15 protein-coding genes and 1 riboswitch are annotated in these 20119 nt (G+C 37.9%); of the genes, 13 read left to right on the forward strand and 2 right to left on the reverse strand.

Annotation, left to right across the window (positions count from 1 at the left end; genetic code table 11):
* From AC5YGI_RS09175 to AC5YGI_RS09210, 8 genes are all read left to right on the forward strand, one after another.
* Positions 1 to 829, forward strand: an 829-nt coding sequence (locus tag AC5YGI_RS09175) for a hypothetical protein (protein ID WP_496168055.1), incomplete at its 5' end; no start/stop codon positions are given.
* Positions 830 to 846: 17 nt separating this feature from the next.
* Positions 847 to 1200 (forward strand): hypothetical protein, encoded by a 354-nt coding sequence (locus AC5YGI_RS09180; RefSeq protein WP_002984683.1) that lies wholly within the window; start codon positions 847 to 849, stop codon positions 1198 to 1200.
* Positions 1201 to 1573: 373 nt separating this feature from the next.
* The gene (locus tag AC5YGI_RS09185) at positions 1574 to 3040 is read left to right on the forward strand and encodes a DUF5687 family protein (protein WP_330744393.1); all 1467 of its coding nucleotides are present in this window, start codon (positions 1574 to 1576) and stop codon (positions 3038 to 3040) included.
* Positions 3041 to 3043: 3 nt separating this feature from the next.
* Complete coding sequence (locus AC5YGI_RS09190; protein ID WP_446107256.1) at positions 3044 to 3760, forward strand: ABC transporter ATP-binding protein; 717 nt, start codon at positions 3044 to 3046, stop codon at positions 3758 to 3760.
* A gap of 18 nt (positions 3761 to 3778) precedes the next feature.
* A complete protein-coding gene (locus tag AC5YGI_RS09195) occupies positions 3779 to 4717 on the forward strand; it encodes a Dyp-type peroxidase (RefSeq protein WP_454511353.1) in 939 nt (312 codons plus the stop codon).
* A 348-nt stretch (positions 4718 to 5065) separates the two neighbouring features.
* Positions 5066 to 5626, forward strand: a complete 561-nt coding sequence (locus tag AC5YGI_RS09200) for an RNA polymerase sigma factor (protein WP_496168056.1) — start codon at positions 5066 to 5068, stop codon at positions 5624 to 5626.
* Positions 5613 to 6224, forward strand: a complete 612-nt coding sequence (locus AC5YGI_RS09205; RefSeq protein WP_496168057.1) for a hypothetical protein — start codon at positions 5613 to 5615, stop codon at positions 6222 to 6224. The genes AC5YGI_RS09200 and AC5YGI_RS09205 overlap by 14 nt, the downstream gene beginning before the upstream one ends.
* A 30-nt stretch (positions 6225 to 6254) precedes the next feature.
* Entirely contained in the window at positions 6255 to 7295 is a 1041-nt protein-coding gene (locus AC5YGI_RS09210; RefSeq protein ID WP_496168058.1) for a porin family protein, read from the forward strand.
* A 75-nt stretch (positions 7296 to 7370) separates the two neighbouring features.
* Here the strand turns inward: AC5YGI_RS09210 and fumC are convergent, their stop codons facing one another.
* Entirely contained in the window at positions 7371 to 8765 is a 1395-nt protein-coding gene (fumC, locus tag AC5YGI_RS09215; RefSeq protein WP_330744382.1) for a class II fumarate hydratase, read from the reverse strand.
* Between the two features lie 225 nt (positions 8766 to 8990).
* Between fumC and AC5YGI_RS09220 the strand changes: the two genes are divergently transcribed.
* Both AC5YGI_RS09220 and AC5YGI_RS09225 read left to right on the forward strand, forming a co-directional pair.
* The gene (locus AC5YGI_RS09220) at positions 8991 to 10598 is read left to right on the forward strand and encodes a fumarate hydratase (RefSeq protein WP_496168059.1); all 1608 of its coding nucleotides are present in this window, start codon (positions 8991 to 8993) and stop codon (positions 10596 to 10598) included.
* Between the two features lie 93 nt (positions 10599 to 10691).
* Positions 10692 to 10976 (forward strand): hypothetical protein, encoded by a 285-nt coding sequence (locus AC5YGI_RS09225; RefSeq protein ID WP_171006268.1) that lies wholly within the window; start codon positions 10692 to 10694, stop codon positions 10974 to 10976.
* Between the two features lie 92 nt (positions 10977 to 11068).
* Here AC5YGI_RS09225 and AC5YGI_RS09230 read toward each other — a convergent pair whose 3' ends face one another.
* A complete protein-coding gene (locus AC5YGI_RS09230; RefSeq protein WP_330744378.1) occupies positions 11069 to 11941 on the reverse strand; it encodes a helix-turn-helix transcriptional regulator in 873 nt (290 codons plus the stop codon).
* A 154-nt stretch (positions 11942 to 12095) separates the two neighbouring features.
* Here AC5YGI_RS09230 and AC5YGI_RS09235 point away from each other — a divergent pair, with 154 nt between their 5' ends.
* The 3 genes from AC5YGI_RS09235 (at position 12096) to AC5YGI_RS09245 (ending at position 20117) form a co-directional block, all read left to right on the forward strand.
* The gene (locus AC5YGI_RS09235; protein WP_330744376.1) at positions 12096 to 14174 is read left to right on the forward strand and encodes a T9SS type A sorting domain-containing protein; all 2079 of its coding nucleotides are present in this window, start codon (positions 12096 to 12098) and stop codon (positions 14172 to 14174) included.
* Between the two features lie 194 nt (positions 14175 to 14368).
* Positions 14369 to 17206 carry an alpha-amylase family glycosyl hydrolase gene (locus tag AC5YGI_RS09240; RefSeq protein ID WP_496168060.1) on the forward strand — a complete coding sequence of 946 codons (2838 nt, stop codon included), beginning with the start codon at positions 14369 to 14371 and terminating at the stop codon, positions 17204 to 17206.
* A 259-nt stretch (positions 17207 to 17465) separates the two neighbouring features.
* A riboswitch (SAM riboswitch) is annotated at positions 17466 to 17570 on the forward strand.
* A gap of 93 nt (positions 17571 to 17663) precedes the next feature.
* The gene (locus AC5YGI_RS09245) at positions 17664 to 20117 is read left to right on the forward strand and encodes a TonB-dependent receptor plug domain-containing protein (RefSeq protein ID WP_496168061.1); all 2454 of its coding nucleotides are present in this window, start codon (positions 17664 to 17666) and stop codon (positions 20115 to 20117) included.
* The last annotated feature ends 2 nt before the right edge of the window (positions 20118 to 20119 follow it).

The following is a 20119-nucleotide window of genomic DNA, read 5'->3' on the forward strand; positions in this document are numbered from 1 at the left end:
AATGAGAAGTGTTCCTTATGACGGAGGAATTATCAGTAATGTTCCTGAGGGTTCCTTTTGGTTTGCGGGGATGAATGGAAGTTTTATTTCTACTCCTGAATTTAAACAAGGAAGTCGTACCGGTGGAGGAAATAACAAAGGAACTGTACAAGGACCTAAGCCTGGTTTCTGGGGAAGAGTAAGCAATTGGTGGGATCGTTTGTTTGGCAGAAATAAAGGGGCTGATATTTTAACGCTTACAAGAGGAGCTGAGGTTTCCAGGGCAGTTGAAGTTGGAGAACCAATACGAATTGCTGAATTTTTCTCAGCTATAGAGGTAACGTCAGTAGCCGTAGGAGCAGCAACTTTAGGAGCTGTGTTAACACCTGTCATGATGAAAGATCCAGAATATAACTGGACAAGGGATTTACCTTTAACTGTACCTGTTACAACAACAGCTGATGAATCAGAGCCAGAAAAAATGATTATGTTATATCGAGGAGTTTCGTCGAAAGCTAAAGGCTCTATGTATTTTGAAGCATCACAAGGTATTGCTATACCGAATGGTTACAGACAAGTTGCTGCAACTTGGGGACCTCACAGTGACATGGAAGCACATGCCGGAGGGGATAATTTAAGTATCTGGACAAGTTGGAGTACAAGTAAAGAATCTGCTAGAGATTTTGCTACAGGCGTAGCAATGTATGAAAATGGAATTCCAGGAATTATCATTTCTAAACAATTTAAAGTTGGAACAGTACTCCCTAATCCCTATAATCCACAAGAAGCGGAATGGTTGGTTCCAGGCGTAGTATATGGAGCGAAAGTTGAGTATGTTTTACCCAGATAAAAATAAAATCTCAAAATATGTTAACTGAAGAAAAAATTTTTAATTTAATTAAAGAGAAAAGGAAATTTTTAGAAACTTTTGAAAACTATAAAGTTAAGATTAGTAATAGTAATAATTTCGAAAGAGAAAATCTGATTGGAGTATATAAAATTAGACAATATACTGCTACTCGAACAGGAAATAATAAGTTGTCTGATGAAATGGGTACTCTGATCTTAAACCTGGAAAATTATACTGGAAATAAATTAAGATTAGTGAGCTTATTGGGAAAAACATACTATGGAATATATTATTTGAGTGAAAATTTTGATAAAGTTATTGGATATTTAGATAGAGAAATTGACGATAACGAATTTAATTTAATGAAATAATAATAGTTCCAAGCTGGTTCTTGCATCAAGCTTGTATCCAATAAATATAGTAAAACCACTGTTTTTGGACATACCCTAAAAAGTTAGGTAATGTTTCAGATAGGTAGGCACGCAATATCCATGGGCATTCCAAAAGGAGATCTCAATTAAAATATTCAGAGAAAGAGTAACTATAACGGTTGCTCTTTCTATTTTTATAAGATAAACAGCTCTTTATGAATGTAAAAAGCTATTCATGTTCCGAATGTGTTGGTGAAGATTTTTTCAGAAGGAAAACTAATCCTGTTGGGCTTGTGTACGCCATAAACAAAAACAAAACAAATTAAACTGTAACATTTTTTACATTATATTGACTAATGTAAAAAACTAATATATGTTTCTAAAGTTCCTTAGGCTTGAAATAAAAAGCTTTTTTCGTGGTACATCTTTAGGGATCAATCTGACCATGAAAATTCTCCGTTTCATAGGAATTCTCTACTTTATCGGATGTCTTGTGGGCGGAGCATTTATTGCCTTTTTCTACATTCAGGAGGAAATGCATCAGAATCCTTTACAGGTGGTTTCAAAATTCATGATCGTTGCATGGATTATTGATCTTGTTCTCAAATATCTCTGGCAGGAAATCCCCACACAGAACATGAAGCCATTCCTAACGATGAATATCCGGAAGAATACGCTGGTCAATTATATGCTGGCCAAAACTTTTCTTTCAGCATTCAGCTGGCTGAGCTCTCTATTCTTTATTACCTTTTCACTGATTGCCGTATTCAATGGATATAGTATTTTGGGAATCATGGTGTGGCTGATTGGTGTGATTTCACTATTGTACCTGAATAATTTTATCAACATTTTTTTCAACGGTAAAGAGACCCTGGCGGTGATTATCGGAATATGCTTTCTGGGCATAGGAGCGTTGGGATATTACAATATTGTTCCGGTTTTATCATATTCTGAGTCGGTTTTCTTTAGTTTCTATGAAAAGCCATACGTTGTACTGATCCCTGTTGTTTTGTTCGTAATGCTGTGGTGGATATGTTTCCGTTACCTGCGTCAGGAGTTCTATCTGGATCAGGGGCTTGAAGCGAAGAAGACGGTCGGGAAAACAGAAAATATTGCCTTCCTGAATAAATACGGCGTTATCGGGACATTTATCAATAATGATATTAAAATGTTGAGACGCAATAAAGTACCCAAAGGAATTTTGCTGGGCAGCTTTATGTTTCTGTTCTACGGATTGCTGATGTTTACTTCTTCAATGTATAAAACACCCGCTATGATGATGTTTATGGGACTTTTTGTAACAGGAGGTTTCCAGTTTCTTTTTGGACAGAGAGTTCCCGCTTTTGACAGTTCATACTATCCGTTGATGATGACCTTGAACGTTCCTTACAAAGAATATCTGAAAGCAAAATGGTGGCTGATGAATATTGTGACTGGAGTTTCTGTGATTATAGCGGTTTGTTATGCCTATTTTGGCTGGGAAGTTTACGTTACATTTTTTGCAGCAGGTTTATATAATATCGGTGTGAATTCTCAATTTACTTTGTGGTCCGGAGCTTTCAATAAAACTCAGATCGACCTGAATTCAAAAGAGAAACGATTGGGACAGAAAGGGAGCTTCAATATGATCGCCATGTTTCTGCTGATTCCTAAAATGTTACTTCCGATGGGTGTATTTGCCTTAACAAAATATTTGTGGGGAATTACCGGAGGAGTAATCAGTATTGCAATTATCGGAATTATAGGATTTTTCCTGAGAGAGAAGATCTTTGATATTATTGTAAAACTTTACAAAAAAGAAAAATACAGCACACTGGATGCATTTAAAAATATAAGTTAAACCATGATCAACATACAAAATTTATCCAAAACATACGGAACAGCAACCGTTCTCAATATTGAACATCTTGAAATTCCCAACGGAGAAACATTTGGTCTCGTGGGAAACAACGGGGCAGGAAAAACAACCCTTTTCAGCCTTATGCTGGATCTGATTCAGGCTACAACAGGGTTTGTAAGCATTGACGGAATTAAGGTTAACGAATCTGAAGCCTGGAAAAATAAAGTTTCAGCCTTTGTAGATGATACTTTTCTCATCGGCTATCTTACGCCTGAAGAATATTTTTACTTTATCGGAGAGCTGAGAGGCCAGAACAAAGCTTCTGTAGACGAATTCCTTAAGCCTTTCCACGATTTTTTCAATGGAGAAATCCTGAAATCAGGGAAATATATCCGTGATCTTTCAAAAGGAAATCAGAAAAAAGTAGGAATTGTAGGAGCTATTATTGGGAATCCTGAAATTATTATTCTTGATGAACCTTTTGCCAACCTCGATCCGTCTACCCAGATCAAGCTTAAAAACCTGATCAAGGAATTATCCAAACAGGATGGTGTTACTTTCCTTATTTCCAGCCATGATCTTTCCCATACTACAGAAGTTTGCAACAGAATTGTGGTTGTGAACAAAGGGGTGTTGGTAAAAGATATTCAGACCAATCCGGAAACCTTGAAAGATCTGGAACAATATTTTGCAGATCAGGTTTCAGTTTCGGATATTTAATACCACAAAAAAAGAGGTATGAATACGATAGAATCACAGAACGTAACAGATTATCCCAATAGCAATACTATTTTCATGGTCTGGAAACTTAATGACAGCCCTGAGCTGAAAGAAGTTTTTCAGGAACTATGTGCTTTGGTTTTAAATCTTAATAATTCAGTGTTTAACCGTTTCCCGGACAGCAGGGCAAGCTGTGTCATGGGAATTGGTGCAGAAGCATGGAAAAAACTGGAACTTCCAACACCTCCGCCAAAGGAATTAGCTAATTTTGAAGAAATAAAAGGGATAAAACATACGGCTGTTTCTACTCCCGGAGACCTTCATTTTCATCTGAGGGCAGATAATAAAAGCCTGATTTTTGATATGGCTGTCGAGATCTCCCAATTATTAAGCTCAGTGGCCGAAAGTATTCTGGAGGTTCATGGATTCAAATACTGGGATGCACGCTCCATTCTTGGTTTTGTAGACGGAACGGAAAATCCGCATGGTGATGACCGTGATTATTTTGGAAAAGTAGGAGATGAAGACCTTCAGTATAAAGGAGGAAGCTATCTTTTTGTTCAGAAATACCTTCACAATATGGATGCATGGAAAGGCTTATCCACGGAAGAGCAGGAAAAAGTAATCGGAAGATCAAAAGAGAATGATATTGAAATGTCTGATGCTGTAAAACCTTCAAATTCACATATTGCTTTAGCCAATATCGAGGGCGAAAACGGTGAAGAATTGAAAATAGTCAGAGATAATATGCCTTTCGGAAATCCCTCTACCAATGAGTTCGGAACTTATTTTATTGCCTATTCAAGTACATTTACAACAACAAAAAAGATGTTGACCAATATGTTTATAGGTGATCCTCCCGGAAATTATGACAGAATTTTAGATTTCAGCACAGCAGTTACCGGAACGCTTTTCTTTGTTCCTACCAGAAACATGCTTGATGAATTTTCAGGATAAAATTTAAGGCTGTCTCTTTCAAGACAGTTTTTTTAATGGAGAAGCTGCTGCAATCAATAATACAGAATAGTTAAAACGCAAAGAAGATACATCTTAATTCTGGGTATTTTGGGGGCAAAGAAAATTCCGTCAAAGACGGATGATTAAGCGTACGCTTCAGGGCAGATTTCATCTGCTAAACCTTATCTACCTTAAAATTATACATCTGGTAAATGAATTCTTTGCGTTTTTTATTATTGAATTTAGAAGAGTCTGAAAAGTTTAAAACAGATTGTAAATAAAATTTTTTTTTCAAAAATTGTAACCTTTTTTTGTTTTGATTGTCTTTAGTATAGAAACAGCATAAACATGAAACTCTTGTTCGGAAATAAAAAGAATGATTTGTTGAGCCTCCTGAAGAAACAGGATCCGGCTGCACAGAAGATTTTCTATGAGCAGAATGTCAGGAAATTCCTGAGTGTCAGCAAAAGCTATGTGAGCGATTTGTATCAGGCGGAAGATTGTCTCATAAAAGCTTTCTGTAAAATTTTTAAACACATAGAAAGCTTCAGAGGAGAATCGAATCTGGATAGCTGGGCAAGAAAAATTGTTGTGAATGAATGCCTGAACTTTATCAAAAGTCATAAAACAGTTTTCTATCTGGACGAGATTAACCCATCTTTTCATGAAGACATCCACGAGCCGGAGATTGATTATGATTTTAATGCACAGGATCTGTTAGATCAGCTGCCTGATGCTTACAGAATGGTTTTTAACCAGTATGTACTGGAAGGATATTCTCATCAGGAAATTGCAGATACATTACAGATTTCAGTGGCAGTGAGCAAAACACAGTTGTTCAGAGCAAAAGAAAAGTTAAGAAATATTTACTTTCAACAACAAAAAAAAGTGAAAAATGAAAACGTCTAAAGATACTATTGAATACCAGATCAAAAAACAGATGGAGGAAAGAGAGGTTGCTCCTTCCCGTGATCTCTGGTCTGAAATTGAGTTTCATAATAACAATAATCGCGGTTTCAAATCAAAAATGAACTGGTTTTTAGTGGCAGCATGTTTAATGTTGACCTTCGGTTTAGGTACTGTTCTGTTTTTTATCAATCAGCCTTCAGAGATTGAACCTGTCATGGTGAATACTGCAGAAAAAGCTTCTTCTGATAAAATTGTAACTGATTCTATTCACGATAATATTTCTCTGACAGCTCAGAACAATGAAAAGAAAGAAGAGGATCAAACATCACCCTCCGATAAAGCAGAAGGGATTTCTGCGGTGGCAATTGCACAGACTCCACTGATTCCCAAAGAGAACCTTCCTTTGAAAAAACAGGAAATTCCTCAGCTTACTCATCCTCAGCTCATGGCAAAAGCCGATTCTTTAAAAACTCCGGTTAAAAAGAAGAAATATGTAGACCCATCCACACTTCTTTTTTCAGTAGAACATAAAGATGTCATCGAAAAAACAAAAGATGGAAGTAACGTGGCGACTACTATCGATCTGAATGCCAGATAACGTATCCGTAAAAATTTAAAAATTAATAATATGATCAATAAATTAATCGTAATGGGATTGTTGTGCTCTTTTTCTGCATCATTCTATGCACAGAAGACCTTCAATATTAACCTGTCTTCTAAAAAAGATACAGAGGTAAGCCCGATTGTAAAAGAGAAAGTAGAAGAATATGCAGCAAAAATCAATACCATTATCCAGGAAGAGAAAAAGCTGATGGAAGAAGAACTGTTAGTTCTACAGGCAAAAAACCTGGATAAGGCAGATTTTGACAGAGAAAAAGCTAAGATTGCAGACCGCTATTCCGAAAAAATGGATAAGAGGATTGAAGAACTGGGATTCGACCTGGATGATGTGATTCAGAAGCAGGTAAGATATTCTCTCCTGAATACTGATGTGACTTCCAAAGAAGAGCTTAAAGAAAAATTGCTGAAAAAATTCCGTCCTACCAGAAGCTTTACCGGATATTTTTCTTACGGAATTATGACTTTAACAAACAGTTCTCCGGATAATGAACTGGATAAAAATATAGGATACGCCAATAACCTGGAATTTGGTCTGAAACTGAATTATCAGCTTAGCAGGACAAGCCCGTGGGCTGTTACTTCAGGACTGGGGTTTTCCTGGAGAACGGTGAGAACAGATAATAATATGTTCTTTACCAAAAGTGCAGATCAGGGAGTTTCTTTGGTTCAAGCTAATGAAAATCTGGATAAAAGTAAACTGAGAACAGGATATATTATTGTTCCTCTTGGGATGCAGTATAATTTTTCCAAACTTAAAAATGGTGGAATGGATGTTCAGTACAGAAGTTATTACACAGGATTTAAAATTGGAGCCAATGTATATGGTGGCGTAAAAATGTCTACCAACAATATTGTAAAAGGAATTGATGGTGAAACCAGAGACCGCGGAAATTATCAGGTGAATCCTTTCGTCTACGGAGCACAGCTTACTGTTTCTTATAACAGTTTCAGCTTATTTGTTAAAAAAGATTTCAGCAACTTCTTTAAAGACGGTTATTTCAAAAATGATAAAGCACTGATATTAGGCTTAACCATCGGATTAGATTAAATAGTACTTTGATAGCAAATGAAAAACTCCGGGAAAGGCTCCCGGAGTTTTTACATAGTATCAGTTATAAAATCATTATTTTAAGCTTCCAACCATATCTTCGGGTTTTACCCATTCGTCAAACTGTTCAGCAGTTAACAAGCCAAGGTTGATGGCTTCTTCTTTTAGTGTGGTTCCGTTTTTATGGGCTGTCTTGGCAATCTTGGCAGCATTTTCATACCCGATGTGAGTATTTAAAGCGGTCACCAGCATTAAAGATTTGTCTACAAGCTCTTTAATTCTCTCATGATTCGGCTCAATACCTATTGCACAGTGATCATTGAAAGAAATACATGCATCGGCAATCAATTGTGCAGATTGCAGGAAATTGTACGCCATTACCGGTTTGAAAACATTCAGTTCATAATTCCCCTGAGTTCCGGCAAATGATATGGTCGTATCGTTTCCTAAAACCTGTGCGCAAACCATGGTCATCGCTTCATTCTGAGTAGGATTTACTTTCCCAGGCATAATAGAAGATCCCGGCTCATTCTCAGGAATATGGATTTCTCCAATTCCCGAACGTGGCCCTGATGCCATCAGTCTCACGTCCTGAGCAATTTTGTATAAAGAAACAGCCAGCTGCTTTAAAGCCCCGTGAGATTCTACAATCGCATCATGTGCAGCGAGGGCTTCAAATTTATTTTCAGCAGTAACAAAAGGGTGTTTTGTAAATTGAGCAATATATTCTGCCACTTTTACATCGTAGCCTTTAGGCGTATTCAAACCTGTTCCTACGGCTGTTCCGCCTAATGCGAGTTCAGAAAGATGAGGTAGGGTATTTTTTAAAGCTCTCAATCCGAATTCCAGCTGGGCTGCATAACCTGAAAATTCCTGTCCAAGAGTAAGCGGGGTGGCATCCATGAGATGGGTTCTCCCGATCTTGACAACATCTTTGAAGGCTTTTGATTTCTCAGACAACGTATTTTTTAGTTTCTCAACAGCGGGAATGGTTACTTCCACCACTTTGGTATACGCAGCAATGTGCATGGCAGTGGGATAGGTATCATTCGAAGACTGGGATTTATTCACATCATCATTCGGGTGTATTTCAGATTTTTCTCCCAATGTGCCGCCGTTATTAACATGAGCTCTGTTGGAAATCACTTCATTCACATTCATGTTCGACTGTGTTCCGGAACCTGTCTGCCAGATCACCAGAGGAAACTGGTCATTCAATTTTCCCTCCAGAATTTCATCACATACTTTCGCGATCATATCTCTTTTTTCCACAGGAAGTACTCCCAGATCAGTATTGGCATAAGCGGCAGCCTTCTTCAGATAAGAAAAAGCTTCAATGATTTCATGCGGCATTGAACCCTCAGGTCCTATTTTGAAATTATTTCTGGAACGTTCCGTCTGTGCACCCCAAAGTTTATCTGCAGGTACCTGCACTTCTCCCATGGTGTCTTTTTCTATTCTGTAATTCATAGTGTTGAAATTTGTATGATCTTTTATTTTTTACGCCAAAAAAATTGTTGGTAGTATCATGTTTAATGAAATAAATAATATTTTGGCTTTGTTTATTTAGCTTCTATAAAGGTACTTATAAACTCAGAAACCTACAATTTATAATCATTATAAATATCAATATAAATGACTGATTTTACTCATATTTTTTTAAAGGAGGCGTATTTTTGTACAAACAAAAATTGAATGGATTTTAGATATCAGGATCCGTATCCTATTCAGAAAGATGATACGGTGTACAAAAAACTTACATCAGATTATGTAAAGGTTGAAAAGCTGGGTGACAGAGAAATTTTAACAGTAGATCCGAAGGGACTGGAGTTATTGGCAGAAGAAGCCATGGCAGATGTTTCTTTCATGCTTCGCTCTTCACACCTGGAAAGCCTTAGAAGAATTATTGATGATCCTGAAGCTACAGATAATGACAGATTCGTTGCTTACAACCTTTTACAGAATGCTGCAGTAGCTGCAGAAGGAGCTCTTCCTTCATGTCAGGATACAGGTACAGCGATTGTAATGGGAAAGAAGGGAGAAAATGTATATACAGGAGTAGATGATGGCGAATACCTGAGCAAAGGAATTTACAATACCTATCAGAAAAGAAACTTAAGATATTCTCAGGTCGTTCCTTTAACGATGTTTGATGAGAAGAATTCCGGATCCAACCTTCCTGCACAGATTGATATCTATGCTAAAAAAGGAGATTATTACGAATTTTTATTCTTAACGAAAGGAGGAGGTTCTGCCAATAAAACATTCTTATATCAAAAGACAAAATCTTTATTGAACGAAAAATCTCTTGAAGAATTCATCAAAGAAAAAATTTCAGACCTTGGTACCGCTGCATGCCCTCCATACCACTTAGCATTGGTAATCGGAGGAACTTCAGCTGAAGCCAATCTTGCAGCCGTTAAAAAAGCATCAGCAAAATATTATGATCATCTTCCGACAGAAGGAAATGAGGCCGGACAGGCATTCAGAGACCTTGAATGGGAAGCTAAAGTTCAGAAAATCTGCCAGGAAAGTGCCATTGGAGCTCAGTTTGGAGGAAAATACCTTACTCACGATGTAAGAGTGATCAGACTTCCGAGACACGCGGCATCTTGTCCTGTTGGAATGGGAGTTTCCTGTTCTGCAGACAGAAATATCAAAGGAAAAATTACCAAAGAAGGGATCTTCCTGGAGCAACTGGAACAGGATCCGAAAAGATTCTTACCTGATACGCCTCCACATCTGGAAGAAGCTGTTGAGATTAACCTGAACAAGCCAATGCCGGAAATTCTTGCTGAACTTTCCAAATATCCGATCAAAACAAGATTAAAACTGAACGGAACATTAATCGTTGCAAGAGATATTGCTCACGCAAAAATCAAAGAAATTATCGACAGCGGGAAGCCAATGCCGGAATATTTCAAAAATCACCCGATCTATTACGCAGGACCTGCAAAAACTCCGGAAGGAATGGCTTCAGGAAGTTTCGGACCTACTACTGCCGGAAGAATGGACGTTTATGTAGACGAGTTCCAAAGTCATGGTGGAAGTATGATCATGCTGGCAAAAGGAAACAGAAGTAAGGATGTTACCAATGCATGTCATAAATACGGAGGTTTCTATCTTGGATCTATCGGAGGGCCGGCTGCTATTCTTGCGAAAGACAATATTGCGTCTGTAGATGTGGTAGACTTCCCGGAATTAGGAATGGAAGCCGTAAGAAAAATTGAAGTAAAAGACTTCCCCGCATTCATCATTTCCGATGATAAAGGCAATGATTTCTTCGCAAATCTTGCTCACTAATTAGTTTAAAATTAAAATAAATAACAAAATAGAACGCTGATCTTTTGTGTAAAAAGGAAAAAAGTTCTATTTTTGCCTAAAATCTTTAAGAGAATGATAACGATATTATCAGCATTTTGGCCGTTCTACCAGTTCCTTTGGACTATATTCTTCATTACTATGTTCTTAGTGGGATTCTGGTGTATTTTTATGTTCTTCGGATTAGTAATCCCAATGTGGCTAACTGAAGGTTTGAAAGAGTATTTCGGAAAAGTAAAGCCTTTCGACCCTGAAGATATCAGAAGAAAGCTTATTACTGAGCAGGAAGGTGTAGAAGTTATCTATAACGAGCCGAAAGGAAACGGACCTTTCCTTCACGATCACGGACATCATCATTAATTGATTGTCATTGCTTTTTCACCTGAATTCTGAAAAAGTAATATCAAAGCAAAACAACATATATAGACCGCTTAAGCAATTAAGCGGTTTTTCTATTTATTATTTCTCAGACTTTCAGGAGATACCCCAAATTTCTTTTTAAAAGCCCTGGTAAAGTTCTGGAGATACTCATAACCGCACTCAATAGCAATTTCTTTGATCATAATTTCTTTATTGGTAATCATTTTCTTTGCTTTCAGCATCCTGAGCTCCGAAATATAGTGAGCAATCGTTGTATGATACTGCGTTTTGAATTCCTTTCTGACAGTATTCTGGTTCAGTCCAAAATATTTTCCAATTTCCTCTGCTTTTATATTTCTATGGTAATTTTCATCAATGAATTTCCTGATCATTTCAGGCGTTTTTGGAGTGTCTTCGAAAATGTTTTTTTCATTAAATTGCTCAAAGATCAGGATAAGAAGTTTGATAATCTTTGCTTCTATAAATAACTTCTGCATGATTCCTTTCTTATTATAATCCAGAATCTCTTTTACAATCATATGCATCTCAACCGTCATGTCCGGCGGCGTTTCTTTATGAAGGAAAATGAAATTATTATGAATCATATTTTCCAGAATTTCAGCATTTTCACGATTATGCTCGGGATTGATGAGGTTAAAAATATATTGATAATTAATCTGAATCTGGAGATACCTCAGAATTTCCTGGTTTTCTGTCCACAGTTCAGCAACACTTTCTTTAGGAGAATAATGGAGGATGTATTGATTTTTTTTGAATAAAAACTGGGTTCCGCAATCATGACCTTCTAAATTAATGCCATCACTCAACATGAAAATCAAATTAAAACTTGATTTCCCCTCCAGCATATGAGACTTGAAGGATTGATCAGGACACAGGTCTTCCTGCATGATGATTTTGATGTCCTCGGATATGAACAAATGTCCACTTTTTAATTGACGCCTCATACAACACATTTTTACAGCCATGGTACAACTTCTTAAGATAAAAGTCCTCCGCAGGATAACCAAAAGTTCGAAAATGATAACTCGGGGTTGATAATGTGAGGTACTTTTGCGCAAAATTAAATTAAATTTAGAATAATTAAAAATAATATTTCATATGTTTAAAGATTTACATTTTGCAATACGGAAAATCAGAACGGGATTAGCATTGCTAACCGTGGCTGGAAGCTATATATATGCCCAGCAATGGGAAAATGTAGGAGGCATTCAGGATGTATCTGCAGGAGGAAGCAGTTTTAATAATCTTGTTATTGATAACTCGGGAAACTATTATCTGTCCTATTATGATGTTTCAGTAGCTAAAGGCTCTGTTCAGAAATTTAACGGAAACTCGTGGTCTTACTTAGGAGGAACGCCCGGAGTTACTACAGGAACTGCCACTTACAACTCATTGTCTATAAGTCCGAACGGAAACAGTATTTATTATACCAATCAGCTTGGTTATCCGGGCTCCGGGATGGAAGTACGCTTATTTACAGGATCTTTATGGTCCCAGCTTCCGAATGTTACAGACAGTTCCGTTAATTATCAGGCTTCTGCCGTTTCCTCTGATAATATCATTTTCACGTATGGTTCTTATGGTTCAGGAACGGTTAAAAGATATTCCGGAGGAACATGGGAGCAGATAGGAAATGCAGGTTTTTCGGGCGGGGCTGACTTCGCTGAAATGGTTATCGGAACCAATAATATGATCTATACCTGTAATGTTTCCGGAGGGATAAAAGTATATCAGAACAGTACAGATGCAAGTTCAGCACAAAACTGGACTCTGGTAGGAGGAACAGCTGCAGATGCTTCTTCATCAGGAGAGCAGTATAATGCTGATATTGCTTTAGATGGAGCAAACAGAATTTATGTTGCTTATGTTTCCAACTCCGGAGGAGGAAGGAAGTTGAATGTCAGAAAGTTTGACGGAAACTCCTGGGTGCAGGTTGGAAATGCCAATTTTTCTGAGGGAAGAGTACAGCATATTGCCTTAGCCGTAACAGAATCAGGAAAGCCATATGTGGTAGCCAGCCGTTTTGAAAATGATAATTTCCTGAGAAATACCGTTTATCAATTAGACGATTCGCAAAACTGGGTTCCTTTTGGAGGTGATTTTGTTTCAGCTGGAGAGGCAAAATATAATGATTTAGCAATAGATAAGGCACAAAATTATCTTGTTTTGGCTTATTCCGACAATACAACAAAGGTGAAAAGAATTTCTCTGAACCTTAATCCACAAACATGCAGCAATACAGATCCTGGAACCAATGTTGGTGATATTGGTTGTGTAAGTTTTATGTATCGCGGACAACAGGTTGCTTATACTACGGTAAGAGGAGCAGACGGAAAAATATGGCTTCAGCAGAACCTGGGAAGTACACAGGTGGCTTCATCAGTAGCGGATGCAAATTCTTATGGGGACCTTTTCCAATGGGGAAGATGGGATGATGGTCACCAGCTTAGAAATTCTCAGATCGTACCGGCACCATCTCCCAACACTCCGGAAGGAACAAATACCACTGCGGGAAGTTATGTTGCAGGATCTCCAGGATGGTGGGCAGGTTTTGCAGGTTCGGATACGTGGGCAGGAGTATCTGCTGCGGATGTGAATGCTTCTGCAGGTATAGATCCTTGTAAAGCAATAGGAGCAGATTGGAAGATGCCTTCTCAGGCGGAGTGGACTACTTTAATTGGAGCTGAAAGTATTTCTAACCCAACAACGGCTTATAACAGTCATCTTAAATTACCGGCAGGAGGCTACAGAAGCTCCAGTGACGGGAACTTTACTTTTGTAGGGCAAAGAGGATATTTCTGGAGCTCTGATACATCAAGTCTGGGAGGAAAATATCTGTATATCGGTTCAACGATTGCCAATCCATCTGCCGGAGCTATGAGAGGGCAGGGATCATCAGTAAGATGCATCAAGCCTACCTCTTCTTTAGGGACTTCAGAAATCAAACTGAATCAATCTGTTATTGGAATGTATCCTAACCCAACCAAAGGAATGCTTATGGTTAAAGCTGATTCAGGAATTGAAAGAGTAAACGTTACCAATGCTGTAGGGCAAAGAATGAATATACAGTTTTCGGATCAACAGATCAATTTGACTGAACTTCCTTCAGGATTATACATCGTAGAGTTAAAGTTAAAGAACGGACAATCAGTTTCTAAAAAGATTATAAAGGAGTAAGCGGATCTCAATATCAAAGATTTCGCCAAAAGAAATTAGTTCATTACAATTACTTTTATTGGAAGGCTCATGAAATTTTCATGAGCCTTTTTTTTATTATTATTTCTCCGAAAAAATAGAAATATTTGATGAATACTGAAGAGGAATAGTGGTCATGAAGAAAAATTTATACTATATTCGATAAAAAATAATAAATGAAAAAGTTTTATTCTGTTGTTTTTCTGTTGATTACCATGGCTGTATTCGGACAGATCAATTATACAATTTCTCCTGATCCGTTCAACGAAACAGATGTGATCACACTTACTGTTCCCGGGGATCAGATTGATGAGTCTGCGTGGGGCGTTTCCAACAACGCCATTTATATCTGGACATGGTCGTTTGACACCAATTATCAGAATAGCCAGGATTGCCCTACCAATGGCAGCTGGAACAATTCCAATGATCTGAATAAGCTGAATTATAATGCAGCAACAGACAGTTATTCACTCACTTTTACACCAACTTCTTTTTATGGAAGAACAGGAATCGGAAGGTTTGGGTTTTTATTAAAAGATAAGACGGGATCGCACCAGACTTCACCCGATATTTTTGTAAACGTAGGGACTTTAAACTTAACGCTTACAAATCCATTGGCGAACAGCCTCACTTCAGTTCCTGCGGGAAATTCCATTACCATTACGGCGACGGCAAGTACCAATGCTACATTTCAGCTAAAAGCCAACGGAACTGTTGTCAATTCAACAACAACGCCTTCACAGTCTTATTCTTACAATTATACAGTTACCCAGGATGCAAATATGGAACTTGTGGCGACACAGGGAACCAATTCCAAAACGGCAGCATTCATTGTACAGGTTCCAAGAAATGTTGTTTCTCAGGCAATACCCAACTGGATCAGACAGGGAATCAATTATCATCCGACAGATCCAACCAAGGTGGGATTGGCTTTATATGCTCCGGGAAAAAATTTTGTACACGTCATAGGAAGTTTCAATAACTGGGCGGTGAATGATACCTATTTAATGAAAAAAGACACCACAAATCCTGATCTGTACTGGATTGAGCTCAATGGAATAACTCCTCAGCAGCTTTATACCTTCCAATACAGAACCAATGATTTGAGAAAAGTAGCAGATCCCTATTCGCCACAAATTCTTTCCTCTTATGATGATCCGTGGATTTCCGCAACTACTTATCCGAATTTACCAGCATTTCCTGCCGGACAGGGTTTTGAAGTGTCAACATTTAAAACAGGCCAGACCGCTTATAACTGGCAGGTTACCAATTTTCAAAGACCTGCGAAACAGGATCTTATAGTGTATGAATTATTATTGAGAGATTTCACACAGGAAAAGAACTGGCAGTCACTGATCAATAAAATTTCCTATTTAAAGAATCTGAAAATCAATGCTATAGAACTGCTTCCGATCATGGAATTTGACGGAAATCTTTCCTGGGGATATAATACTTCTTTCCATTATGCATTGGACAAAGCCTACGGTACTCCCGAAAAATTCAAAGAATTTGTAGATGTATGCCACCAGAATGGAATTGCAGTCATTCTGGATGTCGCATTTAATCATGCTACAGGACGTTCACCTCTGGTAAGACTCTGGAATATTGATCCGGATGGTGATGGCTATGGAAATGTTGCAGCCAACAACCCTTACTTTAATCAGGTTCCGAAACATTCATACAATGTATTTAACGATTTTAACCATACCAGCCTTTCAACGCAATATTACGTTGAAAGATGTCTTGAGCAATGGCTGACTGAATATCACATAGACGGTTTCCGCTGGGATTTAACCAAAGGATTTACGCAAAGCTGTTCCGAAAATGATGAAGCCTGTACCAATGCCTATCAGCAGGACAGAGTAGACATCATGAAACATTATGCAGACAGACAATGGGCTATTGATCCGAATTCTTACATGATCTTCGAACACCTTGGAACTGATGCAGAAGAACAGCAATGGGCGAATTACAGAATAGCAGAAGGAAAAGGTGTTATGCTTTGGAATAAACAGACAGATCCTTACAATCAGAATACGATGGGATATAAGGAAAACAGCAATTACGACCGAATGAACCACAGTCTTCACGGATTTACCAATATGAGTGGCGTAGGGTACGGAGAAAGCCACGATGAAGAAAGGCTTATGTTTAAAAACCTTGCATATGGTGCAGTGAACGGAAACTATGATGTAAAAAACCTGAATACCGCTCTTGAAAGAATGAAAACTTTCGGGGCAACGTTCTTTACTATTCCTGGTCCGAAAATGATCTGGCAGTTTGGAGAATTAGGATATGAATTCAGCATCAACAGATGTGCAAACGGTACGATAGACAGCGGATGCAGAACCGATGAGAAACCTGTTGCATTTACGCTGGGATATGATACTGATGTGAATAGAAAAGCAGTCTACGATACATGGGCTAAAATCATCAATATCAGAAATACCTATCCGGTTTTTAAATCTAAAACCTATACTATAGAATCCAACAATCTTACGAACGATCCCAATGGCCTGATCACAAGAATTTATGTGTATGATGCCTCTATTACCACAGGAATAAAGAATGTTGTCGTATTGGCCAATTACACGACTTCTACACAGAATGTAGTGCCTTATTTCCCTTACACAGGTCAATGGCAGAATCTGATGGACAACAGTATTTCGAATATAGTTTCCACAACGGCTCCGATCACTTTACAGCCCGGAGAATTCAGAATCTTTGGAAATTATGCAGGTGCGTTGTCTACTGTAGATACCAATGCAGCCAATAAACTATCCCTTCAGATTGCAGATAATCCTGTCCGAAATGGAATCGCCAAACTGGTTTTCAATAAAGCAAAAAATGGGGAAATTTCAATTTTTGATATGACTGGCAAAAGAATGGATTCTTTCAAACTGGATAAAGAAAATGGCATCTATGAAGCGACAGTCAGTTATCCGGCAGGAACTTATCTGGTACAGTTGAAATCAGACACAGGAATAGCCATTCAAAAGATGATTATTAAATAAAAACAAAAGATTTAGTTGGTTAGACTTATAAAAAATATTGAATATCTTAAAAACCATTAAGAAGGTTAAGAAATAAAGTATAGTTAAGGTTAATCATTCTGATTTTTAAGCTTCTTTTACTCCTCTTAAACTCTTATTAAATCTTAATGGTTCAAAAATAAAAAGTTTAAACAAGTTCATACAAAATAAAAGGCAAATTTGCAGATCAGCAGATTTGCCTTTTTTTGTAAGTTCAGAAAAATAGTCTACTTTTGCAGTAGATTTATCAAGAAAGGTGGAGGGATTTGGCCCGGTGAAACCTTAGCAACCTGCACAATTCCAGCGTGTAAAGGTGCTAATTCCAACCCTTTGGGAGAGATAATTGAAGTCAATACTCTATATGAATTCCATTTCTTGAAGTCTTGTGTATCTGCGGAAAGATCCGTCAGATTGGTAGTATTAATTGGCAAGAACAAAAATGAAAAAATTAAGCACAGCTGTACTATTGCTTGGAGCAATTCTGGTAGCTGCTCAGGAAAGTGAGGAAAAAGGAAAACAGATCGAAGATATCATCATCGTCGGAAACCGTAATGTTAAAAGAACAAAACTGGAGACGCCGGTTCCTGTAGATGTTATCAATATCGATAAAATCCAGAGAAGCGCTCCGCAAATGACCGCTCAGGATCTCCTTAATTACGTGATTCCGTCGTTTAATGCGGTGAGGCAGTCTGCTTCTGATGGCACAGAGCATATTGATCCTGTAACATTAAGAGGAATGGGCCCCGATCAGGTTCTCGTACTGCTTAACGGAAAAAGAAGACATACAACCTCATTGGTCAATTATCAGAATACCGTAGGAAATGGTTCTGTAGGAACAGATTTGAGTACCATTCCCGTAATTGCTATTGACAGAATAGAAGTGTTACGAGACGGAGCTGCTGCACAATATGGATCTGATGCTATTGCCGGAGTGATCAACATTATTCTTAAGAAAAATGCCGGAGCTTCAGCAAGTCTTACTTACGGATTAAGCGGAAGAAATGATGGAGATACTTACCAGGCAGGAGTCAACTATGGTGCTTCATTAGGAAAAAAAGACGGTTATATCAATCTATCCCTGCAATTAAGCCACAGAGGAAAAACCACAAGAACTCAAAACCACGATCTGGATATTTTCGGAGATAATTTTGCGTATGAATTTGCAGGTGACGCTGAAGCTGTAAAAGCAGCCAGAGCTGCGGATGATGCCGAAATTGAAAAAAGAGGGTTGACCCGTGATGATTTTAATTTTCAGATCGGAGATGCCCAGATCAGACAGGGACAGTTGTTTTTCAATTCAGAATACCCTTTTAATGATCATTTTAAACTCTATTCTTTCGGAGGTTTCAGTATTAAAGAAGGAGAAGGTTTTGGTTTCAGAAGACTGCCAAGCGAAAAGTCTAATGTGGTTTCATCCATTTATCCGAACGGTTTTCAGGCGGTTCTTGGGTCTCAGGTATATGATGTTTCCTATGCTGTAGGTGCAAAATATAATGTTAACAACTGGCTATTTGACCTGAGTAATACGTTCGGGAGCAATACCTTCAATTATAAGGTAAGCAACACCAATAATGCTTCTCTGGGTGCAAAATCACCCACAAGTTTTTATGCAGGTGCCCATAGTTTTCTGCAGAATACCATTAATCTTGATGTTTCCAAAAATATAAACCGTTTCAATATTGCGTTCGGTGGTGAGTTCAGGTTTGAACAATACCAGATCAAAGCTGGTGATGAAGCTTCTTATACCCAATATGATATCAGTGGAAATGTGGCCACTGAAGGATCTACAGTACTTGGAGCAGGCGGATCTCAATCCTTTATCGGATTTTCTCCCAACAATGCCTTGAAGAAAGACAGACATTCCACCGCAGTATATGCAGATGTTTCCTATGATTTGGATAAAAAACTGAATATTGATGCTGCTGCCAGGTTTGAAAATTATTCAGATTTCGGAAATACCTTGAATGGAAAACTAGCTGTACGGTATGAGTTTGTAAAAAACTATGCAGTAAGAGCCGCTGTTGGGACAGGATTCAGAGCACCATCATTGCAACAGCAATATTTTAATAATTCCTATGCGGATATTTCTACTTCCGGTTCAAAGATTGTTACCAAAGGAATATTCAGCAACGATAGCGAAGCTGCCAGAATTCTTGGATTTGATAAACTTAAACAGGAAACTTCTGGCAATGCAAGTGCCGGATTGACGTTAAAACCATTAAAAGGACTGTTCATTACAATAGATGGCTATTTTATTAAAGTAAAAGACAGAATAGTTATTACAGGTAATATTACAGATCCAAGACTATCAAATCCTGCTGTAGTTGGGCATGGAAATGAGGTAGAAAGCGGAAGATTCTTCGCTAATGCTATTGATACAGAAACGAAAGGTGTGGATGTAGTGGTTTCCTATGACTGGATTCTTGGGAACGGAAAATTAAATATGAATCTTGCCGGAAACTATACGGAAACAAAAATCACAGATTTTCATTTTCCTGAAAACTTAGGAACGCCTCAGGATCAGTTTTTTGGTCCCGATCAGATCAATATCATTGAAACACTGTCTCCAAAAACAAAAGCTTCATTAGGATTAAATTATGGAATCGGAAAATTCAGTTTTCTCGTAAGAAATACCTATTTTGGTAAGGTAATAAGAGATGGTTATCCGTTTGGAGACGTGCAGGAATTCTCACCAAAAGTAGTGACAGACATCAGCGTAGGGTATGATATCAGCAAAAGTATCAATTTTACAGTAGGAGCCAACAATATATTTGATGTCTTTCCGGACCGCCAGATTTATAAAAATTCATATTATGGAGTATTCAAATATGCGCCTGTACAGATGGGAACGCTGGGGAATTATTTCTTCGGAAGGCTTAATTTTAATTTTTAATC

Source organism: Chryseobacterium sp. CS3K3.1, from assembly GCF_059515165.1.